Source organism: Edwardsiella piscicida, from assembly GCF_001896205.1.
GTDB lineage: Bacteria > Pseudomonadota > Gammaproteobacteria > Enterobacterales > Enterobacteriaceae > Edwardsiella > Edwardsiella piscicida.
Genome location: NZ_MPNU01000001.1, coordinates 283,444 through 302,904 on the forward strand (window position 1 = coordinate 283,444; position 19,461 = coordinate 302,904).

At 60.9% G+C, this 19,461-nt stretch carries 11 protein-coding genes and 2 pseudogenes; 10 read left to right on the forward strand and 3 right to left on the reverse strand.

Annotated elements, in window-relative coordinates:
* Positions 1-122: 122 nt before the first annotated feature.
* A complete protein-coding gene (gene satP, locus BRD58_RS01270) occupies positions 123-686 on the reverse strand; it encodes an acetate uptake transporter (RefSeq protein WP_012847065.1) in 564 nt (187 codons plus the stop codon).
* Between the two features lie 85 nt (positions 687-771).
* A pseudogene (gene acs, locus BRD58_RS01275) lies at positions 772-2,728 on the reverse strand (acetate--CoA ligase).
* Positions 2,729-3,228: 500 nt separating this feature from the next.
* On the opposite strand from acs, the gene gltP reads away from it, so the two are divergent.
* On the forward strand, positions 3,229-4,548 hold the full coding sequence (gltP, locus tag BRD58_RS01280) for a glutamate/aspartate:proton symporter GltP (protein ID WP_015460712.1): 1,320 nt from the start codon (positions 3,229-3,231) through the stop codon (positions 4,546-4,548).
* Positions 4,549-4,622: 74 nt separating this feature from the next.
* Here the strand turns inward: gltP and tolC are convergent, their stop codons facing one another.
* Positions 4,623-6,050: an outer membrane channel protein TolC gene (tolC, locus tag BRD58_RS01285; protein WP_012847069.1), complete on the reverse strand. Its 1,428-nt coding sequence runs from the start codon at positions 6,048-6,050 to the stop codon at positions 4,623-4,625.
* 215 nt (positions 6,051-6,265) lie between these two features.
* On the opposite strand from tolC, the gene nudF reads away from it, so the two are divergent.
* The 9 genes and pseudogenes from nudF to metH all read left to right on the forward strand — a co-directional run bounded on the left by nudF (position 6,266) and on the right by metH (position 19,441).
* Positions 6,266-6,895, forward strand: coding sequence for an ADP-ribose diphosphatase (gene nudF, locus BRD58_RS01290; RefSeq protein ID WP_012847070.1), 630 nt, complete (start codon positions 6,266-6,268; stop codon positions 6,893-6,895).
* 145 nt (positions 6,896-7,040) lie between these two features.
* Positions 7,041-7,250, forward strand: a pseudogene (locus BRD58_RS18340) (DUF1249 domain-containing protein); the annotation flags it as partial.
* 47 nt (positions 7,251-7,297) lie between these two features.
* Positions 7,298-8,125 (forward strand): 3',5'-cyclic-AMP phosphodiesterase, encoded by an 828-nt coding sequence (gene cpdA, locus BRD58_RS01300; RefSeq protein WP_073381419.1) that lies wholly within the window; start codon positions 7,298-7,300, stop codon positions 8,123-8,125.
* A gap of 2 nt (positions 8,126-8,127) precedes the next feature.
* Positions 8,128-8,709: an esterase YqiA gene (yqiA, locus tag BRD58_RS01305; protein WP_015460716.1), complete on the forward strand. Its 582-nt coding sequence runs from the start codon at positions 8,128-8,130 to the stop codon at positions 8,707-8,709.
* Between the two features lie 106 nt (positions 8,710-8,815).
* Positions 8,816-10,711 carry a DNA topoisomerase IV subunit B gene (gene parE, locus BRD58_RS01310; protein WP_012847074.1) on the forward strand — a complete coding sequence of 632 codons (1,896 nt, stop codon included), beginning with the start codon at positions 8,816-8,818 and terminating at the stop codon, positions 10,709-10,711.
* A 185-nt stretch (positions 10,712-10,896) separates the two neighbouring features.
* Positions 10,897-13,173 (forward strand): DNA topoisomerase IV subunit A, encoded by a 2,277-nt coding sequence (parC, locus tag BRD58_RS01315; protein ID WP_012847075.1) that lies wholly within the window; start codon positions 10,897-10,899, stop codon positions 13,171-13,173.
* 90 nt (positions 13,174-13,263) lie between these two features.
* Positions 13,264-14,007, forward strand: coding sequence for a 1-acylglycerol-3-phosphate O-acyltransferase (locus tag BRD58_RS01320; RefSeq protein ID WP_015460719.1), 744 nt, complete (start codon positions 13,264-13,266; stop codon positions 14,005-14,007).
* 48 nt (positions 14,008-14,055) lie between these two features.
* Positions 14,056-15,474 (forward strand): cell division protein FtsP, encoded by a 1,419-nt coding sequence (gene ftsP / locus BRD58_RS01325; protein ID WP_012847077.1) that lies wholly within the window; start codon positions 14,056-14,058, stop codon positions 15,472-15,474.
* Positions 15,475-15,736: 262 nt separating this feature from the next.
* The gene (gene metH / locus BRD58_RS01330; protein ID WP_073381422.1) at positions 15,737-19,441 is read left to right on the forward strand and encodes a methionine synthase; all 3,705 of its coding nucleotides are present in this window, start codon (positions 15,737-15,739) and stop codon (positions 19,439-19,441) included.
* The last annotated feature ends 20 nt before the right edge of the window (positions 19,442-19,461 follow it).

Genomic DNA, 19,461 nt, shown 5'->3' on the forward strand with positions numbered 1-19,461 from the left:
ACAGCATCCCCATCGTCAACGGCCGTGGAACAGGACGGGGCGTCGAGGAAGCGACGTCTGAAAGCCGGGGGCCTTGGGTTTATCCGCCCGGCGGCTTTTGATCTTTGGCGCACCCACGCGCGTTAGCGGGGCTCTCCGATGGGCAGCACGCAGCGGCCGAGCTGGCCATTGATCACCTCGGCCATGGCCAGGTAGATGGCGCTGGCGCCACAGATAATCCCTTCAACGCCGGCGATATGGAGCAAACCCGCATTACCGGTCAGATTGCCGTAGGCCAGCATAAAAAACAGGAGGGTGAGGCTGGCAAAGACAAACTGCAGTGCCCGGTTAGCGCGCAGGGTGCCAAAGAACATGAAGAGCGTGAAGATCCCCCATAGCGCCAGATAGGCCGCCAGCGACGGCGGCGTGACGGCATCCGCCAGCCCCATTTTAGGCAATAACAGTAGGGTAACCAGCGTGAGCCAGAATGCGCCGTAGGCGGTAAAGGCGGTCAGCCCGAAGGTATTGCCCTTGCGAAACTCCAGCAGTCCGGCGAAGATCTGCGCTAGCCCGCCAAAAAAGATCCCCATTGCGAGGATCATCGCATCCAGTGCGAATATGCCTGCATTGTGCATATTGAGCAGCACCGTGGTCATTCCGAATCCCATTAGCCCCAGCGGCGCGGGATTAGCCAGTTCGTTGTGCATAAAGACTCCTCGTACCGTAGCCGATAATATTGGCCTGTGCGGTGTTATGAATGAGGCGGAGCGCGCTTCCCCGCCGTAAGCGACGTTAACGCGGCTGCATAGCCTGTTTCTCCTCCAGCAGTTTTTCTACGACGCCAGGATCGGCCAGCGTAGAGGTATCGCCCAGATTGCTGATATCGCCGCTGGCAATTTTGCGCAGGATGCGGCGCATGATCTTGCCGGAGCGAGTTTTGGGCAGCGCATCGGTCCAGTGCAGGATATCCGGTGTGGCGATGGGACCGATCTCTTTACGTACCCAGTCTCGGACCTCGGCGTACAGCGCGGGCGATGGTTCCTCGCCTACGTTCAGCGTGATATAGGCATAGATTGCCTGCCCTTTAATGCTGTGGGGGATCCCGACGACGGCCGCCTCGGCGATCTTCGGGTGCGCGACCAGCGCAGATTCGATCTCCGCTGTGCCCAGGCGGTGTCCTGAGACGTTGAGTACATCGTCGACGCGACCGGTTATCCAGTAATAGCCGTCTTCGTCACGTCGGGCACCGTCGCCGCTGAAATACATCCCCTTAAAGGTGGAGAAGTAGGTCTGTTCAAAGCGCTCATGGGCGCCAAACAGCGTACGAGCCTGCCCGGGCCAAGAGTCCAGGATCACCAGATTGCCTTCACTGGCGCCCTCCAGGATCTCCCCGCTGTTATCGACCAGGGCGGGCTGTACGCCAAAAAATGGGGCGGGTGGCCGATCCGGCTTTAAGCACGGTGGCTCCGGGCAGTGGGGTGATCATAAAGCCGCCGGTTTCGGTCTGCCACCAGGTATCCATGATCGGGCAGTGGCCGTTGCCGATGGTATGGTAATACCACTCCCAGGCCTCGGGGTTGATCGGCTCACCGACCGATCCCATTATGCGCAGCGAGGTCCGCTGGGTGTCGGCGACGGCGCGCTGCCCCTCTGCCATCAGCGCACGGATCGCCGTCGGCGCGGTATACAGAATATTGACCTGATGCTTGTCTACGATCTGGCTGAGGCGATTAATGCCGGGATAGTTGGGGACCCCCTCAAACATCAGCGTTATGGCGCCGTTGGCCAAGGGGCCATACAGCAGATAGCTGTGGCCGGTGACCCAGCCGACGTCCGCCGTACACCAGTAAATATCGCCGGGATGGTAGTCAAACACATACTTAAAGGTGGTCGCCGCGTATACCAGATAGCCGCCGGTACTGTGCAGTACGCCCTTCGGTTTACCGGTCGATCCGGAGGTATACAGAATAAACAGCGGATCTTCGGCGTTCATCTCCACCGCGGGGCAGTGTTCATCGGCCTGGGCCATCAGCTCATGCCACCAACGATCGCGGCCGCTGTCCCATTCGCCGGCGCCGCCGGTACGGCGGAATACCACGACATGGTGCACGCTGTTGACCTGAGGATGCTGCAGCGCTTCGTCGACGTTGCGCTTGAGTGGAATGGTTCGCCCGGCGCGAACCCCTTCATCTGCCGTGATCACCAGTTTGGCTCCGGAGTCGATAATGCGCCCGGCAACCGCCTCTGGGGAGAAGCCACCGAAGATCACCGAGTGTACGGCGCCAATTCGCGCGCAGGCCAGCATGGCAACCGCCGCCTCGACCACCATGGGCATATAGATCGCGACGACGTCGCCCTTTTCTACCTGCAGTGATTTCAGCACGTTGGCGAAGCGGCACACCTCACCGTGCAGCTGGCGATAGGTTACTCTGCGGCTCTCCTGCGGATCGTCGCCCTCCCAGATGATGGCCGTCTGTTCGCCGCGTTCGGCCAGATGGCGATCCAGGCAGTTGGCCGCCAGGTTGAGGGTGCCATCCTCAAACCAACGGATATTGATATGGCCTGGATCGAAGGAGGTATTCTTAACCCGGCTATAGGGGGTTATCCAGCTGATGATCTGTCCCTGCTCCGCCCAGAACGCCTCGGGGTCCTCGACAGAGGCCAGATACATTTCACGATACATTTCCGCATTGATAAAGGCATGCCGGGCAATATCCGCCGGAACAGGGTAGGTATGGATCTGGCTCATGCTGCGTCTCCGCGCCGATGTTAATGATATGTCAATATAGAGTTAATTTTAGCCTCGGTTAGCGAGTTGTGCATTTTTTGCGCGTACGATCACGTAATAAAGCGCAGCGCGGCAGCGCACCACGGAGAATGCCCGGATGAAGCGAGCGCGTGCTGAACGACAGTGCACTGCACCAACTTAGCGCCCCAAATTAGTGCGTGTGAGATACCGCGTCGAGGAGAGAAGGGCCATCGGGGGTCATGGCGCGTTGCGCTATCGTTAAGATTGCCTCTGGTTTTATTCACCGGCGAATTATTGGCTATATAACAGCATATTGTTCTTTTATTCAGGTTGAATTATCGCCATCTGGAGTGATATGCCGTTTGGTGGCATAAATTATGCTTATCCCTCTATGTGTGCGACGTACAGCGGGACAGGCTGTGGCGGGTAATCGCCGTCGGGAAGTGGCAAGAGATAAAAAAGGGCGCTGCGGCGCCCAATAAGAATGAGGTTATAGCGTGATGAAGCGATTTACATTGACCCTGGCGTGGCAGATTGTCATTGCACTGATTTTAGGGATTGCGGTGGGCGCGGCGCTGCATGATCAAACCGAGTCGCGCCAGTGGCTGGTCAGCAACGTGCTGGGGCCCGCAGGCGATATTTTTATTCGCCTGATTAAGATGATTGTTATCCCGATTGTTATCTCGACGCTGATCGTCGGGATTGCCGGCGTCGGCGATGCGAAAAAGCTGGGACGCATTGGCCTGAAGACAATCCTCTATTTCGAGCTGATCACCACGGTGGCCATCGTCGTGGGAATTACGCTGGCTAACCTGTTTCAGCCGGGCCTGGGCGTCGATATGAGCCATCTGGCGGCGGTCGATATTTCACAGTATGAGCGGACCACCGAGCAGGTGCAGAGCGGGGCACACAGCCTGGTCGGTACGCTGCTGGCCCTGATACCGGCAAACCTGTTCTCTGCCATGGCAAAGGGCGAGATCCTGCCGATTATTTTTTTCTCGGTGCTGTTTGGCCTGGGGCTCTCTTCTCTGCCGGCAGATCATAAGGAGCCGCTGCTGCGGGTGTTCCGTGCGGTTTCCGAAAGCATGTTTAAAGTAACCCATATGATCATGCGCTATGCCCCGATCGGGGTCTTTGGCCTGATCTCGGTAACGGTGGCTAACTTTGGCTTTGCTTCGCTGATCCCGCTGGCCAAGCTGGTGCTGCTGGTCTACGCGGCGATCCTGTTTTTTGCCCTGGTGGTGTTAGGCACCGTAGCTCGCCTGTGCCACCTGCGTATCTGGACGCTAATCGTGATATTGAAAGATGAGCTGATCCTTGCCTACTCCACCGCCAGCTCCGAAACCGTGCTGCCGCGCATTATGGAAAAGATGGAGGCCTATGGCGCGCCGAAGTCGATCACCAGCTTTGTGGTGCCGACGGGCTATTCGTTTAATCTGGATGGCTCGACGCTATACCAAAGCATCGCCGCGATCTTTATCGCCCAGCTGTACGGTATTCAGCTGTCGCTCGGTCAGGAGATCATCCTGGTGCTGACCCTGATGGTGACCTCGAAAGGCATCGCTGGCGTCCCCGGCGTTTCGTTTGTGGTGCTGCTGGCGACGCTGGGCAGCGTCGGTATCCCGCTGGAGGGACTGGCCTTTATTGCCGGGGTCGATCGGATTCTGGATATGGCGCGCACGGCGCTGAATGTGGTGGGCAACGCATTGGCCGTACTGGTGGTAGCCAAGTGGGAGCATCAGTTCGATCGTACGAAGGCGCACGCCTATGAGGCGCGAATGCATACTCCGCAGGGCGTTGCCCAGCAGGATTTATTGTAATCGCGCGGCGACGTTGAAAAAAAAGGGCGGAAAATCCGCCCTTTTTTATCTTTTGTCGTTTGCGCCGCCGCTATTTAGCGTACGCCGCCGCCGGGGATCGGTCCATTGGCTTTGGCGGCCTGGGCCGCATCGTCAGGGGCAATGCTGTCGGCCGCCGTCGGGACTGGTTTACTCAGATCGCCGTTGAGCGCCAGCAGATCGTTCTGGTTGAGCGTGCCCAGCGCATACTTGATGTTCAGCTGGCTGATCAGGTAGTCATAGCGCGCGTTGGCCAGGTTCTGCTTGGCGTTGTACAGCGCCGTGGTGGCGTTCAACACATCAACGATGGTGCGGGTACCCACCTGATAGCCGGCCTGGGTGGCGTCCAAAGAGCTTTGGGCTGAGACCACGGCCTGCTTATAGGCCGATACGCCGCTGATGGCGGCAGAGATGTTGTTGAAGGAGGAGCGGACATTCTGCACCACGCTGCGGTGGGCGCTGTCCAGGGCCTCGCTGGCGCCGACAAAGTTGTACTGCGCCTGTTTCACCTGTGAGTTGGTGGCGCCGCCGGAGTACAGCGGCAGGTTAAAGCTCAGGCCCACGGTGTTCTGTCCCTGATAGCTGCTACCGTTGCCACCCCGCAGCGTTTCTTTCTGCGCGTTGGAGAGGGAGTTATAGTCGGTATTGCTGACGCCGGTGGAGGCCGTCAGGTTCAGGGTCGGCATATAGCCGGTTTCGGCATACTTGATCTGCTGACGCGCCAGGTCCTGGCTCAGACGGGCGCTTAACAGCTGCAGGTTGCGCTTCTCTGCCTCTTGCAGCAGCGCTTTCACATCGTCAGGGCGCTTGGTGCTGAAGCGATCGATATTCAGGGCGGAGAGCTGTGGATAGTACTGACCGGTGATCTGGCGCAGGGCCTCCAGCGAGTTATCCAGATTGTTGCGTGCGCTGACCTCTTGGGCCAGCACCTGATCGTACTGCGCGCGGGCGTTCTGTACGTCGGTAATGGCCACCAGGCCGACGTTGAAGCGCTGGGTTGTCTGATCGAGCTGATTGTAAATCGCCTGTTTGTTGGCTTCGGTATACGTCAGCTGATCGATGGCGCGCAGCACGTTAAAGTAGGCGGTGGCAGTATTCAGCATCAGCGTCTGTTCAGAGGACTGATAGGAGACATCCTGAATCCCGGCCTGCTTTTCAGTCAGCGAGAGCTGACGCCATTTGGACATATCGAAGATTGTCTGCGTCAGCGCCAGGCTCGCCCCGTAATTATTTGAGTTCAGGCCGCTGCTGTCGCGAAAGCCGTTGGTATAGGTATAGTCAGCGCCCAGCCCCAGCTGCGGCAGCAGCGGGCTGCGGGACTCATTGATCTTTTCAAACGCAGCGTCGCGGTTAGCGGCGGCCTGACGGAGATCCGGGTTGCTTTCTTTGGCCTGCTGATATACCTGCATCAGGTTTTCTGCCTGACTTAATGCACTGAAGCCACTGAGGCTTAGGCCAATAAGAAGAGGGAGCAGTTTCTTCATTTGCATTCCTTGTTATGCAGAAAATATGGTTAGCGTGGCACAGACCTAACGTCTTAGACTGCTAATTTTACCAGAGAGCGTCCTCTGGGACGGGTGGCCGAATGTGCCATTCTTGCTAAATCATCCAAGTTTAAGAGCGCTAACCGTCTCGTTAAAGTGTACGACTTACTTAGGTTCAGGTCCGGTGCTCTTTCAATCAGTAAGGATATTACGTTATGTGTGTCGACAAACCCAGCCCCGTCACCTTCGGTAAAGATGATGTGGAAATTATTGCACGGGAAACCTGCTACCGTGGTTTTTTTTCACTCGATCGCTACCGTTTCCGTCACCGTCTGTTTAACGGCGAAATGAGCGGCGAAGTGGTGCGCGAGGTCTTTGAGCGCGGTCATGCGGCGGTGCTGCTGCCTTATGATCCGCGCCGCGATGAAGTGGTATTGATTGAACAGCTGCGGATGCCCGCCTACACCAGCAGCCGCACACCCTGGCTGTTGGAAATGGTCGCGGGGATGATTGAGGTGGGTGAAAGCGTAGAGCAGGTGGCCCGACGTGAAGCGCAGGAGGAGGCCGGGATCACCGTGGGGCGCTGTCAGCCGGTGCTGAGCTATTTGGCCAGCCCGGGAGGCACCAGCGAGCGGTTGTCCATTGTGGTCGGTGAGGTTGATGCGGCCACGGCATCCGGGGTGCATGGACTGGCGGAGGAGCATGAGGATATTCGCGTCCACGTGGTCAGCCGTGAGCAGGCATACCGCTGGGTCGAACAGGGGGTCATCGACAACGCGGCGTCGGTGATCGCCCTGCAGTGGCTGGCGCTGAATCATTCGCGTTTGCGGGCGCAGTGGGCCTGAGCGGACGGCGAGCGTACGGATCTGTAAAAATTCAGACTCTCGGGGGATTGCCGGACCGGCGCGAGAGCCGATACCATTAACGCGACTCTCTGCCGTGGCCGACAGCCTCTGTCCCGGCGCGTTGCCGGCGACGCAATGGCGCGCATACCGTGTTATGGAATTGTGTGCAATACAGCAGATCTCCCGATTTAAAGCACGTTATGATAACCCGAATAAAAAGTTGCATCAGTGCGATGAAAAGCATCAAATTAACTGGATTTCGGCAAACGGATGCTCCGCAGGGGGGGGCGCAGACGCCGGGGTGGCGCGTATGCCGAGCGTTTTTTTAACTGTTCATTTCGATTTAGCCGTGTAACCGCCGTTTTGCAGGTTCTGACAGACTCAAGTCATAAAGGACGTTATTTGGAAAGCCTGTTTCATCTGGCCGTAGCGAGTGGGGCGCCGGTCAGAATATTGCAAATTACTGATACCCACCTATTTGCAGGGCAGCAAGAGACCCTGCTGGGGGTCAATACCTACCGCAGCTATCAGGCCGTGCTGGCGGCGATCCGCGCCGAGGCGCATCCGTTCGATCTTATCGTCGCGACGGGAGACCTCGCGCAGGATCACTCCGCTGCCGCCTATCAGCATTTCGCCGCGGGTGTTGCCGCGCTGCACAGGCCCTGCCTGTGGCTGCCGGGGAATCATGATTTTCAGCCAGCGATGGTCGACGCGTTGGCGCAGGCCGGTGTACACGCAAACAAGCGGGCTCTGCTGGGGGACCGCTGGCAGATCGTATTGCTGGACAGCCAGGTCGTTGGCGTGCCGCACGGCGAGCTGAGCGATTATCAGCTCGAGTGGCTGGAGCAGACGCTGGTCAGTGAACCGCAGCGCCACACGATGCTGCTGCTGCATCATCATCCGCTACCTTCAGGCTGTACCTGGCTGGATCAGCACAGTCTGCGCAATGCGCACGCGTTGGATGAGATCCTGCGGCGCTATCCCCAGGTCAACACGCTGGTGTGCGGCCACATTCATCAGGAGCTGGATCTGGACTGGAACGGCTGCCGCCTGCTGGCGACGCCGTCGACCTGCGTTCAGTTCAAACCGCTGTGCACTAATTTTACCATTGATACCATTTCTCCGGGCTGGCGCTATCTGACCCTGTATCCTGACGGGCGTGTGACCACGGCGGTGCATCGCCTGGCCAGCAGTGAGTTCAGGCCGGATTTGGACGCAGACGGCTATTGATAATGCCTACTCTTCTCTATCTTCACGGTTTTAACAGTTCTCCCCGCTCTGCCAAAGCGACGGCGCTGCAGCGCTGGCTGGCCGAGCACCACCCACAGATAACCATGCTGATCCCGCAGCTGCCGCCGTACCCCGCCGATGCGGCGCAGATGCTGGAGGAGCTGGTGATGGAGCGCGCGGGGCGTCCCCTGGGGCTGGTAGGCTCCTCTCTTGGGGGGTACTATGCCACCTGGCTTTCCCAGTGCTTCACCCTGCCGGCGGTGGTCATTAACCCGGCGGTAAAGCCCTTTGAGCTGTTGCTGGACTTTTTGGGGCAGAATGAGAACCCCTACACCGGGCAACAATATGTGCTAGAGTCACGCCACGTCTTTGATTTGAAGGTGATGCAGGTGGACCCTCTGGAGTCACCGGATCTGATCTGGCTGCTGCAGCAGACCGGCGACGAAGTACTGGATTACCGCCAGGCCGTGACCTACTACACGCCATGCCGCCAGACCATTGAAGAGGGTGGCAATCACGCCTTCGTCGGGATTGAGCGCTTTTTCCCGCAAATCATAGACTTTTTGGGGCTGAGCGCGGAATAGCGCGCCACCGGCCGATACCGACGGGTGGGTAAAGCAGGGGATGCGCTAACGGTCTCCCCTGCTTTTCCCATCTGATTGATAAACATCTACTTTTACGAATCATAAGATGACGCAATCCAGCTATAACGCTGACGCCATTGAGGTGCTCAGCGGTCTTGAACCCGTGCGCCGCCGTCCGGGAATGTATACCGATACCACCCGCCCCAACCATTTGGGACAGGAAGTGATCGATAACAGCGTTGATGAGGCGCTGGCCGGTCACGCGACGCGTATTGAGGTGATCCTGCACCCCGATCAGTCGCTCGAGGTGATCGATAACGGGCGCGGGATGCCGGTCGACATCCACCCGGAGGAGGGCGTTCCGGCCATTGAGCTGATCCTGTGCCGCCTGCACGCCGGGGGAAAATTCTCCAACAAGAACTACCAGTTTTCCGGCGGCCTGCACGGCGTGGGGATTTCGGTAGTCAACGCCCTGTCCCGCCGGGTCGAAGTGAGCGTACGCCGCGATGGCCAGATCTATCAGATGGCGTTTGAAAACGGTGAAAAGGTGGAGGATCTGCACGTCAGCGGCACGGTGGGGCGGCGTAATACCGGCACCAGCGTACACTTCTGGCCCGATGCGCAGTTCTTTGACTCCGCCCGCTTCTCGGTTTCGCGTCTGACCCATTTGCTGAAGGCGAAAGCGGTGCTGTGTCCCGGCGTGGAGATCCTGTTCCGCGATCTGGTCAACGGCAGCGAACAGCGCTGGTGCTATCAGGATGGTCTGACCGACTATCTGATGGAGTCGGTCAATGGGCTGGTGACGCTGCCGGAGCAGCCGTTTACCGGTACCTTTGCCTCCGATACCGAGGCGGTCGACTGGGCGCTGCTGTGGCTGCCGGAGGGCGGGGAGCTGCTGACGGAGAGCTACGTTAACCTGATACCGACCCCGCAGGGCGGAACCCACGTTAACGGCCTGCGTCAGGGGCTGCTGGATGCGATGCGTGAATTCTGCGAGTTCCGTAACCTGCTGCCGCGCGGCGTCAAGCTGACCGCCGACGACATCTGGGAGCGCTGCGCCTATGTGCTGTCGGTTAAAATGCAGGATCCGCAGTTTGCCGGGCAGACCAAAGAGCGTCTCTCCTCACGCCAATGCGCTGCCTTCGTCTCCGGGGTGGTCAAAGATGCCTTTAGCCTGTGGCTGAACCAAAACGTGCAGTCGGCTGAGCTGCTGGCCGAGCTGGCGATCAACAGCGCCCAGCGCCGCATGCGCGCGGCAAAGAAGGTGGTGCGTAAGAAGCTGACCAGCGGGCCCGCGTTGCCGGGTAAGCTGGCGGACTGCAGCGCTCAGGATCTGAACCGCACCGAGCTGTTCCTGGTCGAAGGGGATTCGGCGGGCGGCTCGGCTAAGCAGGCGCGCGATCGTGAATATCAGGCGATCATGCCGCTGAAGGGAAAGATCCTGAATACCTGGGAGGTCTCTTCCGATGAGGTGCTGGCGTCGCAGGAGGTGCACGATATTTCGGTCGCTATCGGTATCGATCCGGACAGCGATGACCTCAGCCAGCTGCGCTACGGCAAAATCTGTATCCTGGCCGATGCGGATTCGGATGGACTGCATATCGCCACGCTGCTGTGCGCGCTGTTCGTTCGCCATTTCCGCCCGCTGGTGCAGGCGGGTCACGTCTATGTCGCGATGCCGCCGCTGTACCGTATCGATCTCGGCAAAGAGGTGTTCTACGCCCTGAGCGAGGAAGAGAAGGCCGGGGTGCTGGAGCAGCTGAAACGCAAGAAAGGCAAACCCAACGTACAGCGCTTTAAAGGGCTGGGCGAGATGAACCCGCTGCAGCTGCGTGAAACCACGCTGGATCCCAATACTCGCCGTCTGGTACAGCTGACCATTGAGGATGAGGATATGGAGCGTACCGTTGCCGTCATGGATATGCTGCTGGCCAAAAAGCGCGCCGAAGATCGCCGCAACTGGCTGCAGGAAAACGGCAATCTGGCTGAGCTGGACGTGTGACGCATCCCGCCATACATCCGACAGGCTGCCCGCGGGTGGCCTGTTCTGTTTTCTCCTTAAACGGCGCCGCCCTGCGCGACGCGCTGTGACAGTCGGACAAAAAATACGTTACTATCGCGGCCATTGCATGATTTTACTGCGATCGTCTGTCCTGCGGGACAGTGGCCGCGTCCAGAGGATGACCAATGAGCGATCTGACTCATGACAACAGTGAGCGTGTAGCGCTCCATGCGTTTACTGAAGACGCCTATCTGCAATACTCCATGTACGTCATCATGGATCGCGCGTTGCCCTTTATCGGCGACGGGCTGAAGCCGGTTCAGCGCCGCATCGTGTATGCGATGTCTGAGCTGGGGCTATCCGCCAGCGCAAAATTTAAAAAGTCGGCGCGCACCGTCGGTGACGTGCTGGGTAAGTACCACCCCCACGGCGACAGCGCCTGCTATGAGGCGATGGTGCTGATGGCGCAGCCCTTCTCCTATCGCTATCCGCTGGTGGATGGGCAGGGGAACTGGGGGGCGCCGGACGATCCGAAATCGTTCGCGGCGATGCGTTATACCGAGTCACGTCTGTCGCGCTACGCGGAGATTTTGCTCAGCGAACTGGGTCAGGGCACGGTGGACTATGTCGCCAACTTCGACGGCACGCTGCAGGAGCCGAAATTCCTGCCGGCGCGGCTGCCCAATATCCTGCTGAACGGCACGACCGGCATCGCGGTCGGCATGGCGACGGATATTCCACCGCACAACGCGCGTGAGGTCGCGGCGGCGCTGGTGGCTCTGCTGGACAATCCGCAGAGCTCGCTGGACGATCTGCTGACGCACATTCAGGGGCCGGATTTCCCGACCGAGGCAGAAATCATCACGCCGCGTGACGAGATCCGTAAGATCTACCGCACCGGTCGCGGATCGGTACGCATGCGGGCGGTATGGCGCAAAGAAGAGAGCGAGATCGTGATCAGCGCGCTGCCGCATCAGACCTCCGGCGCCAAAGTGCTGGAGCAGATAGCCAGCCAGATGCGCGCGAAGAAGCTGCCGATGGTCGACGATTTGCGCGATGAGTCGGATCATGAAAACCCGACCCGTCTGGTGATCGTACCGCGCTCGAACCGAGTCGATCTCGATCAGCTGATGAATCACCTGTTCGCCACCACCGATCTGGAAAAAAGCTACCGTATCAACATGAACATGATCGGTCTGGATCGGCGTCCGGCGGTGAAAGATCTGCGTGAGATCCTCAGCGAGTGGCTGAGCTACCGCCGTGAGACGGTGCGTCGCCGCCTGAACTACCGTCTGGAGAAGGTGCTGAAGCGCCTGCATATTCTAGAGGGTCTGCTGTGCGCGTTTTTGAATATCGACGAGGTGATCCACATCATCCGCAGCGAGGATGAGCCCAAGCCGGTGCTGGTGGCGCGCTTTGGCCTCAGCGATACCCAGGCTGAGGCGATTCTGGAGCTCAAGCTGCGTCACCTGGCCCGTCTGGAAGAGGTGAAGATCCGGGGCGAACAGGACGCGCTGGCGCAGGAGCGGGATCGCCTGCAGACGCTGCTGGCCTCCGAGCGTAAGCTGGGCACGCTGATCAAGAAAGAGATCATGGCGGATGCCGAAACGTACGGCGACGCACGGCGTTCGCCGCTGCAAGAGCGTTCTGAAGCGCGGGCGATGAGCGAGCACGACTTTGTCCCGAGCGAACCGGTGACCATCGTCCTGTCTGAAGGGGGCTGGGTGCGCAGCGCCAAGGGGCATGATATTGATCCGAGCGGGCTGAACTATAAGGCCGGCGACGCTTTCCGCGCCGCCGCGCGCGGCAAGAGCAACCAGCCGGTGGTCTTTATCGACTCCAGCGGACGCAGCTATGCCCTCGATCCGCTGACGCTGCCGTCGGCGCGCGGGCAGGGTGAGCCGCTGACCGGTAAGCTGACGCCGCCGCCGGGGGCAACCATCGAACACGTACTGATGGCCGCGGACAATCAGAAGCTGCTGATGGCCTCCGACGCCGGCTATGGCTTTGTCTGCACCTTTAGCGATCTGGTCGCGCGCAACCGCGCAGGCAAGGCCATGCTGACGCTGCCGGAAAATGCCAAGGTGCTGACGCCGCTGGAGATTAACGGTGACGATGACATGCTATTGGCCATTACCGAGGCCGGACGGATGCTGATGTTCCCGGTGCACGATCTGCCGCAGCTCTCCAAGGGCAAGGGGAATAAGATCGTCTCCATCCCCGCGGCACAGGCCGCTGCCGGTGAGGATACGCTGAAATGGCTGCTGGTGCTGGCGCCGCAGACATCGCTGACGCTGCATGTCGGTAAGCGTAAACTGGTGATGAAGCCGCAGGATTTGCAGAAGTTCCGCGCCGAACGCGGGCGTAAGGGAACCCTGCTGCCGCGGGGGCTGCAGCGCATTGAGCGGGTGGATGTGGATGCGCCGCAGTCGCTGCGTCTGGACGCCGACGGCGACGCGTAATTCCAAGGCCGCCCAGCGGCGGCCGAAGAGGGCCTGCGCCGCGGCGACCGCGCCGGGCGTGTGGCCCGCTATTCTGTTTATGAGGTTGTTATGCTATTCATTTTCCGGGTCATACTGATCACGCTGCTGTGTCTCGTCATCTGCATTGTCGGCTCGCTGTATTGCCTGTTCAGCCCGCGCAACCCGCGCCACGTCGCGCGCTTTGGCCACTGGTTCGGCCGCTTATCGCCGCTGTTTGGCCTGAAGGTTGAAACGCGTCTGCCGCCGGACGCCGCGACCTATGGCAACGCTATCTATATCGCCAACCATCAGAACAACTACGACATGGTGACCGCCTCGAATGCGGTGCAGCCGAACACGGTGACCGTCGGTAAAAAGAGCCTGGCCTGGATCCCTTTCTTTGGGCAGCTGTACTGGCTGACCGGTAACCTGCTGATCGACCGTAAGAACCGTACCAAGGCGCACAATACCATCGCCGCCGTAGTGGAGCAGTTCCGTACCCGTCGCATCTCATTCTGGATGTTCCCCGAGGGGACCCGCAGCCGCGGGCGCGGCCTGATGCCGTTTAAAACCGGGGCATTCCACGCGGCGCTGGCCGCCGGGGTGCCTATCGTGCCGATCTGCGTCTCCAGCACCCACGATAAGGTGAAGCTCAATCGCTGGAATAATGGCGTGGTGATCGTGGAGATGCTGCCGCCGATCGATACCAGCCGCTGGGGTAAAGATCAGGTGCGTGAGCTGGCTGAACACTGTCGTACCCTGATGGCCGAAAAGATAGAGCAGCTGGATGCCGAAGTCGCGGCGCGCGAGGCGCAGGCGGGTAAACGCGCCTGACGTCGGCGTGGTCTGGCCGGACGCTATTTTTGATTTACGGGAGAAGTTATGTCACTCAGTCGACGTCGGTTTATTCAGGCCTCCGGGCTGGCGCTGTGCGCCGGCGGACTGCCGCTACAGGCTCGGGCGAGTGGGGCGCAGGCCGTGCTGCCGGTGCCGCCGTTGTTGGAATCACGCCGCGGTCAGCCGCTGTTTCTGTCGCTGGAGCGTACGCATTGGGCCTTCATGGGGGGGCGCAAAGTGGGCACCTGGGGCGTGAACGGCGTATATCTGGGGCCGACGGTCAGGGTGCACAGCGGTGACGATGTGAAGCTGATCTACAGCAACCGGTTGAGCGAGTCCGTAGCGATGGAGGTCGCCGGTCTGCTGGTGCCCGGCCCTCTGGCCGGGGGGCCCGCGCGCCAGATGTCGCCCGGGGTCGATTGGTCTCCGGTTCTGCCCATTCGCCAGGCGGCGGCGACGCTGTGGTATCACGCGGATACGCCGCGGCATATGGCGCCCCAGGTCTATAGTGGCCTGGCCGGCCTATGGCTGGTGGAGGATCAGTACAGCAAGAATGCACCGCTGCCGAATCACTATGGGGTGGATGATTTTCCGCTGATCCTGCAGGACAAGCGTCTGGATAACTTTGGGGTTCCCGAATACGATCCCCCCTCTTCCGGCGGTTTTCTGGGCGATACCCTGCTGGTCAATGGCGTACAGGACCCTTATGTTGAGGTATCGCGCGGATGGGTACGCCTACGCCTGCTCAACGCCTCCAACGCGCGCCGCTACCTGCTGCAGCTCTCCGATGGGCGACCCTTCTTCGTGATCGCCAGCGATCAGGGGCTGCTGCCGGCGCCGCTGCAGGCCGACACCCTGCCGCTGGCGCCGGGCGAGCGCCGGGAGGTGCTGATCGACATGAGCAAAGGCGAGGAGATCTCTATCACGGCCGGCGAGGCCGCCGGGATAATGGATCGCCTGCGCGGGCTGTTTGAACCGTCGTCGATGCTGGTGTCTACCCGGGTGTTGACCCTGCGTCCTACCGGGCTGCTGCCGCTAATGACCGATACCCTGCCGGCGCGTCTGGCCGCCGATCCGCTGCCGGAGGGGGACGTCGTCAATAACCGCAGCATCATGCTGGGCAGTGCCTCCAGTCCGGGGATTAACGGGGCGCTGTGGGATCCGGGGCGTATCGATGTACAGGCGCGCCAAGGTACCTGGGAGCGTTGGACGGTGCGCGCCGATACGCCGCAGTCTTTCTACATTCAGGGGGCCCAGTTCCTGGTGAAAAGCGTCAACAACGCGCCGCCGCTGGTGGAGGATCGCGGCTGGAAAGACAGCGTCTGGGTTGACGGCGAAGTCTCGCTGCTGGTCTATTTCCCGCAGCCCTCATCCGAACACTTTCCGTTTCTGTTCTACAGTGGAACCCTGGAGCTGGCCGATCGCGGTAGCGTCGGCCAGATGGTGGTTCAGCCCGCCCAATAGCGGTCGATCTCCCCCGCGGGCGCAGTGCGCCGTTCGCGGGGGTGTCCATTGCGGCGCACGCTTTAGCGCCTACGCGCCGGATCCTTCCCCTACGTCGTCGCGTGATGCTGACGATCTCCCCCGCCATTCCTCCGCCCTCCGCTACATGAAAAAGCCTCAACTGCCGCGCCGTCGCTATCCACTTCAGCTGTGCTAGGATGGAAAAAACGGCGGTTTTGCGGGTAAAACCGTCAGCGGGCTTATCGGGCAGCGTGCTGCCGACATGACGGGACAAGGAGTGAGTGTGAATACGACGCTTGAACGGTTGCGCCGCCGGCTGGAGAAACGGATTTTGGTGTTGGATGGCGGCATGGGAACCATGATCCAGCGTTACGGGCTGAGCGAACAGGATTTCCGCGCCGAACGCTTTGCCGATTGGCCCTGCGATCTGAAGGGAAACAACGATCTGCTGGCGCTGACCCGCCCCGATATCATCAGCGCGATTCATTATGCCTACCTGGAGGCGGGCGCCGACATTCTGGAAACCAACACCTTTAACGCAACGCGCATCGCCATGGCGGACTACCGCATGGAGGCGCTGGCGCCGGAGATAAATTATCGGGCCGCCTGCCTTGCGCGGGCCTGTGCCGACGAGTGGACGGCGCGCACGCCGCACCAGCCGCGCTTCGTGGCGGGCGTGCTGGGGCCGACCAACCGTACGGCGTCGATCTCGCCGGAGGTCAACGATCCCGCCTGTCGCAATATTACTTTCGATCAGCTGGTGGCGGCCTATTGCGAGTCGGCGCGGGCGCTGATTGAGGGCGGCGTCGATCTGCTGATGATCGAAACCGTCTTTGATACCCTGAATGCCAAGGCGGCGGTTTATGCGCTGGAGTGCGAGTTTGCCGCGCTGGGCGTCACGCTGCCGGTGATGATCTCCGGCACCATTACCGATGCCTCCGGGCGTACCCTGTCGGGGCAGACGACCGAGGCGTTTTATAACGCCCTGCGCCACGCCCGTCCGCTCTCTTTCGGTCTGAACTGCGCTCTGGGCCCGGAGGATCTGCGCCAGTACGTGGCGGAGCTGTCCCGGGTCGCCGAGTGCCACGTCAGCGCCCACCCCAACGCCGGGCTGCCCAATGCCTTTGGCGAGTATGATCTCTCGCCGCAGGCGATGGCGCAGCAGATTGCCGAATGGGCCCGCGCGGGCTACCTGAATATCGTCGGCGGCTGCTGCGGTACCACGCCGGAGCACATTGCCGCCATCAGCCGGGCGGTGCAGGGCATCACACCGCGCGCCCTTCCCACGCTGCCGGTGGCCTGCCGTCTGTCCGGTCTGGAGCCGCTGACGATCGATGAAACGAGTCTGTTCGTCAACGTGGGCGAACGCACCAACGTGACCGGCTCTGCTAAATTTAAGCGACTGATTAAAGAGAATAAATATGATGAGGCGCTGGACGTGGCACGTCAGCAGGTGGCGAGCGGCGCGCAGATCATCGATATCAATATGGATGAGGGCATGCTGGATGCCGAGGCGGCGATGGTCCGCTTCCTCAACCTGATTGCCGGCGAGCCGGATATCGCCCGGGTGCCCCTGATGATCGACTCCTCCCGCTGGTCGGTGATCGAGGCGGGGCTGAAGTGCATCCAGGGGAAAGGCATCGTCAACTCGCTCTCTCTTAAAGAGGGAGAGGCGAACTTTCTGGAGCACGCCCGTCAGGTTCGCCGCTTTGGCGCCGCGCTGGTGGTGATGGCCTTCGATGAGCAGGGGCAGGCGGATACCCGAGAGCGTAAGGTGGCCATCTGCCGTCGCGCCTATCAGTTGCTGACCGAGCGCATCGGTTTCCCGCCTGAAGACATCATCTTTGACCCCAATATTTTTGCCGTGGCCACTGGCATTGAGGAGCACAGTAACTATGCCGTCGATTTTATCGCATCCTGCGCGGAGATTAAGGCGCAATTACCCCACGCCCTGATCTCCGGCGGGGTGTCGAACGTCTCTTTTTCCTTCCGCGGTAACGAGGCGGTGCGAGAGGCGATCCACGCGGTCTTTCTGTATCACGCGATTCGCCACGGCATGGACATGGGGATCGTTAACGCCGGACAGCTGGCTATCTATGACGACCTGCCGGACGATCTGCGTACGGCGGCCGAGGCGGTGATCCTGAACCAGAGCCCCGACGCCACCGATCGCCTGCTGGCGCTGGCGGAGCGCTACCGCGACACGCAGGGCAGCGCGCAGGCGGAGGCGCAGCAGGCCGAGTGGCGCAGCTGGCCGGTGGCCCAGCGCCTGGAGTATGCCTTGGTCAAGGGCATCGGCGAGTTCATTGCGCAGGATACCGAGGCGGCGCGTCTGGAGGCCGACAGGCCGATTGCGGTGATCGAAGGGCCGCTGATGGCGGGGATGAACCGGGTCGGCGATCTGTTTGGCGACGGTAAGATGTTTCTGCCGCAGGTGGTGAAGTCGGCGCGCGTGATGAAGCAGGCGGTGGCCTATCTGTCTCCGTTTATCGAGGCCAGCAAGCAGCGCGGCAGCAGCGCCGGTAAGGTGCTGCTGGCGACGGTGAAGGGCGACGTGCACGATATCGGCAAGAATATCGTCGGCGTAGTGCTGCAGTGCAATAACTATGAAATTATCGATCTGGGGGTGATGGTGCCCGCCGAGCGAATCCTGCGGGTGGCGCGCGAGGAGCGGGTCGATATCATCGGGCTGTCGGGGCTGATCACCCCCTCGCTGGATGAAATGGTCAACGTGGCCAGCGAAATGGAGCGGCAGGGGTTCACGCTGCCGCTGCTGATCGGCGGGGCGACGACCTCCAAGGCGCATACGGCGGTGAAGATTGCGCCCGCCTACGGCGGGCCGACGGTCTATGTGCAGAACGCGTCGCGCACCGTCGGCGTGGTGGCCGCCCTCCTGTCGGAGGCGCAGCGGGGTCCGTTTATCGAACGGACGCGCCGGGAGTATGAGGCGGCTCGTGCCCAGCATGGTCGCCAGACGCCGCGCACGCCGCCGGTGACGCTGGCGCAGGCGCGCGCCAATGGCGTCGTCACCGACTGGTCAGCCTGTCCGCCGCCGGTGCCGCAGCGCTTAGGGGTACAGACGGTGCAGCCGGGGATTGCGCGTCTGCGCGACTATATCGACTGGACGCCGTTTTTCCTCACCTGGTCATTGGCCGGGAAATACCCGCGGATCCTGCAGGATGAGGTGGTCGGTGAGGAGGCGCGGCGCCTGCTCGCGGATGCCAATGGGTTACTGGATAGGCTGGAGGCGTCCGGTAGTCTGACGCCGCGCGGGGTGTTCGGCCTGTTCGCGGCGAACCGGCGGGGGGACGATGTGCTGATTTACCGCGACGAGAGCCGCCGCGAGGTGCTGGCCGTCAGCCACCATCTGCGCCAGCAGAGCGATAAACGCGCGGGGCCCAACTACTGCCTGGCTGACTTTGTCGCCGCCGCGGATGAGGGGATCGCTGACTATATCGGCGCCTTTGCCGTGACCGGCGGGCTGGAGGAGGAGGCGCTGGCGCAGGCCTTTGATGCGCAGCACGATGACTACCATAAAATCATGGTGAAGGCGTTAGCGGATCGTCTGGCGGAGGCCTTTGCCGAATACCTGCATCAGCAGGTGCGCAAAGTGCACTGGGGCTATGCCGCCGATGAGGCGCTGGACAACGAGCAGCTGATCCGCGAAAACTATCGCGGCATTCGCCCGGCGCCGGGCTATCCGGCCTGTCCGGAGCACAGTGAAAAGGCCACGCTGTGGCGTCTTTTAGACGTCGAACGCCACACCGGCATGCGGCTGACGGAGTCTTACGCGATGTGGCCGGGCGCCTCGGTGTCCGGCTGGTACTTCAGCCACCCTCACAGCAAGTACTTTGCCGTCGCGCGCGTGCAGCGCGATCAGGTGGCGGACTATGCCGCGCGTAAAGGGATGACGCTGGCGGAGGCCGAGCGTTGGCTAGCGCCCAATCTGGGCTATGAGGTGGCGTGAGCTCTCGCGTATCCGGCCCA